We start from the raw sequence: 4924 nt of genomic DNA, 5'->3' as shown, positions 1-4924 counted from the left end.
GCGCCGACCAGGGCGCCGCGGGAGACGGCGGTCATCACCGGGCCGAGGCCGGGTTCGGGGTGGTCGGCGAAGAGGGTCTCCGCGTGGGCGGCCGCGGACTCGACGGTCAGGTAGAGGTTGGTGCCGGTGTCCCCGTCGGGGACGGGGAAGACGTTGAGTGCGTCGATCTCCTCGCGGGCCTGGCCGAGGGCGGCCAGCGCCAGCCGGTACCAGGTGCGGACGGCCGCGGCGTCGAGCGTGTCCAGCACCAGGTCTCCTCCGGGTGAACGCCACGGGAACGCGACTGAACGCGGTGGCTAGGGCGATGCAGGCAGGTTATCGGTGCCCGGCCCCGCGACGCCCGCGCGGCCCCGGGGGCGGGCGGCGCCGCCGACCGGAACGATCACGGCCCTGAGCATGGTAGTTTCGTTCAGCGGGAGCACCCGATGTATGCTTCTGCGGTTGCCTGGAACAACCCGGGCTCACCCCTTGAACCGATTCACCCCACGCGAGTGGGGCGTTCGCTCAGCCGGGGTTTTCGAACGTACCTGATCTGAAGTCTTGGAGTGACTCCTGTGGCTGCCAACTGCGACGTCTGCGGCAAGGGGCCGGGCTTCGGCAACAGCATCTCCCACTCGCACCGCCGTACCCCTCGTCGTTGGAACCCCAACATCCAGACGGTGCGCGCTGTGGTTGGGCGGACGCCGAAGCGGCTCAACGTCTGCACCTCGTGCATCAAGGCCGGTAAGGTCTCGCGCTGACGCGCAGACCGGTAAGCCGGTCCTCCGGACAGCCGATCCATCCTCGGGTGGGTCGGCTGCTCTGTTGTTCCGGTCCTGCACGGCGCTGCGGGGGCCAGGAGTCACCACTCCTGACCCCCGCAGTGTCGTGTCCGGACCCGTCCGGGACCCGGGTCAGCGCCAGCGCCAGGCGTGGTCGACCGGGCCGATGCCCGCGCCCAGCGCGAACCCGGCCGCGATGGCGCCGGTGATGTACTCCTTGGCCGCGGCGACCGCGTCCGGCACCGCGGCGCCCTTGGCCAGCTCGGCGGCGATCGAGCTGGCGAGGGTGCAGCCGGTGCCGTGGGTGTGCCGGTTGTCGTAGCGCGGGGCGCGGTACCAGTGCTCGCCGCCGTCGGCGCCGACCAGCAGGTCGGCGGCGTCACCCGCCAGGTGGCCGCCCTTGACCAGCACCCAGCCGGGCCCGAGCGCGAGCAGCGCCTCGGCCGCGGCCCGCATGTCGCGCTCGCCGCCCACCTCGATGCCGGTGAGCTGGGTCACCTCGTGCAGGTTGGGGGTGGCCAGGGTGGCGACCGGCAGCAGCAGCTCGCGCACGGTGGCGACGGCCTCGGCCGCGAGCAGCGCGTCGCCGTGCTTGGAGACGCCGACCGGGTCCACCACGACCGGCGCGCCGACGCCGGCCAGCAGCTCGGACACGGTGGCGACCAGCTCGACCGAGGCCAGCATGCCGGTCTTCACCGCCTGCACCCCGATGTCGTCGACGACGCTGCGGAACTGCGCCCGGACCGCCTCGGCGGGCAGCTCCCAGTAGCCCTGGACGCCGAGCGAGTTCTGCGCGGTGACCGCGGTGATCACGCTCATGCCGTGCACGCCGAGGGCCAGCATCGCCTTGAGGTCGGCCTGGATGCCGGCGCCGCCGCCGGAGTCGGAACCGGCCACGGTCAGCACGCGCGGCGGCGCGGGGGTGGGGTGGACTGTCGAAACCATGCCGCCAACCTACCGGCCCGCGCCCGGGGCACCGCGCTCAGAGCACCGCTTCGGACTCCAGCCAGCGGGCGGTCGGCACGGTCTTGAGGCGGGTGACCGCGTCCCCGATCGACACCAGCCGGATGTCGTTGCCGCGCAGTGCGGTGAAGTGCCCGAACGCCCCCTTGTGGACGGCCTCCACGGCGTGCCAGCCGAACCGGGTGGCGAGCACCCGGTCCCGGGCGGTCGGGGTGCCGCCGCGCTGGGTGTGGCCCAGGATGACCGGCCTGGCCTCCTTGCCGAGCAGGCCCTCGAGCTCGTTGGCGAGCCGGGTGCCGATCCCGCCGAAGGTCCGGTGGCCGTACTGGTCGACGTGGCCGTGCTCGAAGCGCAGGGTGCCGGGCAGCGGCTCGGCGCCCTCCGCGACGGCGATGATGGCGAAGGTCTTGCCGCGCCGGAACCGCTCCTCGATCATCCGGGCGACGGCCTCGATGTCGAACGGCTTCTCCGGGATCAGGATCCCGTGCGCGCCGCCCGCCATCCCCGCGGTCAGGGTGATCCAGCCGGTGTGGCGTCCCATCAGCTCGACCACCATCACCCGCTGGTGTGACTCGGCGGTGGTCTTGAGCCGGTCGATCGCGTCGGTGGCCACGTGCACGGCGGTGTCGAAGCCGAAGGTGACGTCCGTGGCGTCGATGTCGTTGTCGATGGTCTTGGGCACCCCGACCACCGGCAGCCCGGCCGCGCTGAACATCCGCGCGGCGGTCAGCGTGCCCTCGCCGCCGATCGCGATCAGCGCGTCGACGCCGATGTTGCGGGCCAGGATCCGGGCGTTGTCGACGGCCCACTCGATCCGCTCGCGCTTGACCCGGGCCGAGCCCAGGATGGTGCCGCCCAGCGTGAGCAGGCCGGTGACGTCGTCGTGCGAGACCACCCGGCTGCGGCCCTCGATCAGCCCGAGGAAGCCGTCCTCGATCCCGACGATCTCGTCCCCGTGCACGTCGGTGGCGCGGTGGACCACCGACCTGATCACCGCGTTGAGGCCGGGGCAGTCGCCGCCGCTGGTCAGGACACCGATGCGCATGTGGGTGTGCTCTCCCGCTGTGTGGGGCCCGGTGCAGGCGGCCGGGCCGGCCGGCAACAGCGCAAGCCTACGCACTCGGGCAGCCCGGACCCGGCTTCCCGCGCCACCGCGGACGGCCCGGTCACTCCCCGGTGCGACGGGGGCGGGCCGCCCGCGGCCGGGGGTCAGTCCTGCGCGTAGTGGTCCCAGCCGCCGACCCGGTCCCAGGGCGCCCCGTCGACCGTGACCCGTCCGCCGCGCGCCACCCCCGCGGTCCGCACCACCTCACCGACCACCCGCCAACGGGCGGGTAGCTGGACGGACTTCGGGAAGGTGGCCACGATCGCGTGGTCCTCCCCGCCGGAGAGCACCCACAGCAGCGGATCCACTCCGACCGCCTGCCCGATGTCGGCCATCTGCGCCGGGACGTCGAAGTCGGCGGCGCGCAGGTCGATGTCGACCCCGCTGGCCTTGGCGACGTGGCCGAGGTCCGCGACCAGGCCGTCGCTGACGTCCACCATCGCGGAGGCGCCGAGGTCGGCGGCGGCCGGGCCCGCGTGGTACGGCGGCTCGGGGCGCCGGTGCGCCTCGACGAAGGCGCGCGGCGAACGGAAGCCGCGCTGCAGCACCGTGAGCCCGGCGGCCGACCAGCCCAGCCACCCGGTCACCGCGACCACGTCGCCGACCTTGGCGCCGGAGCGCAGCACGGGGGCGCGGCCCTGCAGGTCGCCGAGCGCGGTGATGGCCAGCGTGATGGTCTCGCCGCGCACCACGTCGCCGCCGACCACGGTGGCGCCGGCCACCTGGCACTCGTCGCGCAGCCCGTCCATCAGCTCGGTGGCCCAGGTGGTGGGCAGGTCGGCGGGGGCGACCAGGCCGAGCAGGATGGCGGTCGGCACGGCGCCCATGGCGGCCACGTCGGCCAGGTTCTGCGCGGCGGACTTGCGGCCGACGTCGTAGGCGGTGGACCAGTCGCGGCGGAAGTGCCGGCCCTCGATCAGCACGTCGGTGGTGGCAACCACCCGCCCGTCGGAGGCCTTCACCACCGCGGCGTCGTCGCCCGGTCCGAGTTCCACGGCCGGGGTCAGCGGCAGCCTGGCGGTCAGCTCCCGGATGAGTCCGAACTCGCCCAGCTCGCCCACGGTCCCCTGCATCTGCCGTCCTCTCAACTCAACTCGTCCGGGCCGGCGGATGGCTCCGCGGCCGTGGTCGGCGCCCCTGCGCCCGTCAGGTACCGTGCGCCCCCGCGCGCAGCGTACGCCCTCGGGCCCGGCAGGGGACTCCCGCAGCGGCCGCACCGCGCGGTAGCGTGGTGATCAGCCTGCCGGTCGGCCCGTCGCACCACCCTGGCCGGACCCGGAGGGCGATCTCCGTTCCGAGCCGCCTGGAGGTCCCTGTGGTCCATGCATACATCCTGATCCAGACCGAGGTGGGCAAGGCGACGGCCGTGGCCCAGTCCATCTCCAAGATCCAAGGTGTCGTCACCGCCGAGGACGTCACCGGTCCCTACGACGTGATCGTCCGCGCGGAGGCCGACACCATGGACAACCTGGGACGACTGGTGGTCGCCCAGGTCCAGCTGGTCGAGGGCATCACCCGGACCCTGACCTGCCCGGTGGTGCACCTGTAAAGCCCGGTTAGCATCGGCGGATGGCCTCGACCTCCCGCCTGACCACGCTGCCCGCCCCGGTCCGCTGGCTGACCCCGCCCGTGGTACTGCTGGGCGGCATCGTGCTGCTCACCGCCGCCTGGAGCGGCCCCGCGAACGTCACGCCGCCGACGCCGCGCGCCGAAGCGGCCCGGTACTGCGAGGCCCTGGACAAGGCACTGCCCGCCACGGTCCTCGGCCACCCCCGGCAGGACCCCTCGCCGGCCTCCCCGTACACCGCCGCCTGGGGCAGCTCGCCCCGGACGGTGCTGCGCTGCGGCCTGGAGCGCCCCGGCTACCTGGACGACGACCCGCTGAAGAACTCCCCCGAGGTCAACGACGTGCAGTGGGGCATGTCCGGCAGCGACGACGGCGGCTACCGCTTCGTCACCACGCTCCGCAAGGCGTACGTCGAGGTGTACGTGCCCAAGGGCGCCTACCCCAACTACGCCGACCCGCTCAGCTCGCTCACCGACGCCATCAAGGCGACGGTCCCGGACGGTCTGTGACCACGGGCGGTCCGTGACC

The 4924-nt window shown here is 73.6% G+C and carries 6 protein-coding genes and 1 pseudogene; 3 read left to right on the top strand and 4 right to left on the bottom strand.

Going from position 1 to position 4924, the window contains the following annotated elements; genetic code table 11:
• Positions 1-248: pseudogene (locus AA75_RS52485) on the bottom strand (dihydroxyacetone kinase); the annotation flags it as partial.
• 306 nt (positions 249-554) lie between these two features.
• Between AA75_RS52485 and rpmB the strand changes: the two are divergent.
• On the top strand, positions 555-740 hold the full coding sequence (gene rpmB, locus AA75_RS46100; RefSeq protein WP_073813963.1) for a 50S ribosomal protein L28: 186 nt from the start codon (positions 555-557) through the stop codon (positions 738-740).
• Positions 741-893: 153 nt separating this feature from the next.
• Here rpmB and thiD read toward each other — a convergent pair whose 3' ends face one another.
• The 3 genes from thiD to AA75_RS28120 all read right to left on the bottom strand — a co-directional run bounded on the left by thiD (position 894) and on the right by AA75_RS28120 (position 3902).
• The gene (thiD, locus tag AA75_RS28130; RefSeq protein WP_033823075.1) at positions 894-1706 is read right to left on the bottom strand and encodes a bifunctional hydroxymethylpyrimidine kinase/phosphomethylpyrimidine kinase; all 813 of its coding nucleotides are present in this window, start codon (positions 1704-1706) and stop codon (positions 894-896) included.
• A 37-nt stretch (positions 1707-1743) separates the two neighbouring features.
• The gene (locus AA75_RS28125) at positions 1744-2769 is read right to left on the bottom strand and encodes an ATP-dependent 6-phosphofructokinase (protein WP_033823074.1); all 1026 of its coding nucleotides are present in this window, start codon (positions 2767-2769) and stop codon (positions 1744-1746) included.
• Positions 2770-2933: 164 nt separating this feature from the next.
• Positions 2934-3902 carry a thiamine-phosphate kinase gene (locus AA75_RS28120; protein WP_033823073.1) on the bottom strand — a complete coding sequence of 323 codons (969 nt, stop codon included), beginning with the start codon at positions 3900-3902 and terminating at the stop codon, positions 2934-2936.
• 242 nt (positions 3903-4144) lie between these two features.
• On the opposite strand from AA75_RS28120, the gene AA75_RS28115 reads away from it, so the two are divergent.
• Both AA75_RS28115 and AA75_RS28110 read left to right on the top strand, forming a co-directional pair.
• Entirely contained in the window at positions 4145-4378 is a 234-nt protein-coding gene (locus AA75_RS28115; RefSeq protein WP_033823072.1) for an Lrp/AsnC ligand binding domain-containing protein, read from the top strand.
• Between the two features lie 20 nt (positions 4379-4398).
• Positions 4399-4905, top strand: a complete 507-nt coding sequence (locus AA75_RS28110) for a DUF3515 domain-containing protein (protein ID WP_051813569.1) — start codon at positions 4399-4401, stop codon at positions 4903-4905.
• Positions 4906-4924: the final 19 nt, after the last annotated feature.

Source organism: Kitasatospora sp. MBT63 (genome assembly GCF_000710465.2).
In the GTDB taxonomy this organism is placed as follows: Bacteria; Actinomycetota; Actinomycetes; order Streptomycetales; family Streptomycetaceae; genus Kitasatospora.
The sequence above is the reverse complement of the archived record's forward strand: the minus strand, read 5'-3'. Positions and strand labels throughout refer to the sequence as shown.

Excerpts from the sequence above, each read along its gene's own strand:
- AA75_RS28110 (WP_051813569.1), top strand. The coding sequence starts at position 4,399 with ATGGCCTCGACCTCCCGCCTGACCACGCTGCCCGCCCCGGTCCGCTGG.
- thiD (WP_033823075.1), bottom strand. The coding sequence starts at position 1,706 with ATGGTTTCGACAGTCCACCCCACCCCCGCGCCGCCGCGCGTGCTGACC.
- AA75_RS28125 (WP_033823074.1), bottom strand. The coding sequence starts at position 2,769 with ATGCGCATCGGTGTCCTGACCAGCGGCGGCGACTGCCCCGGCCTCAAC.
- AA75_RS28120 (WP_033823073.1), bottom strand. The coding sequence starts at position 3,902 with ATGCAGGGGACCGTGGGCGAGCTGGGCGAGTTCGGACTCATCCGGGAG.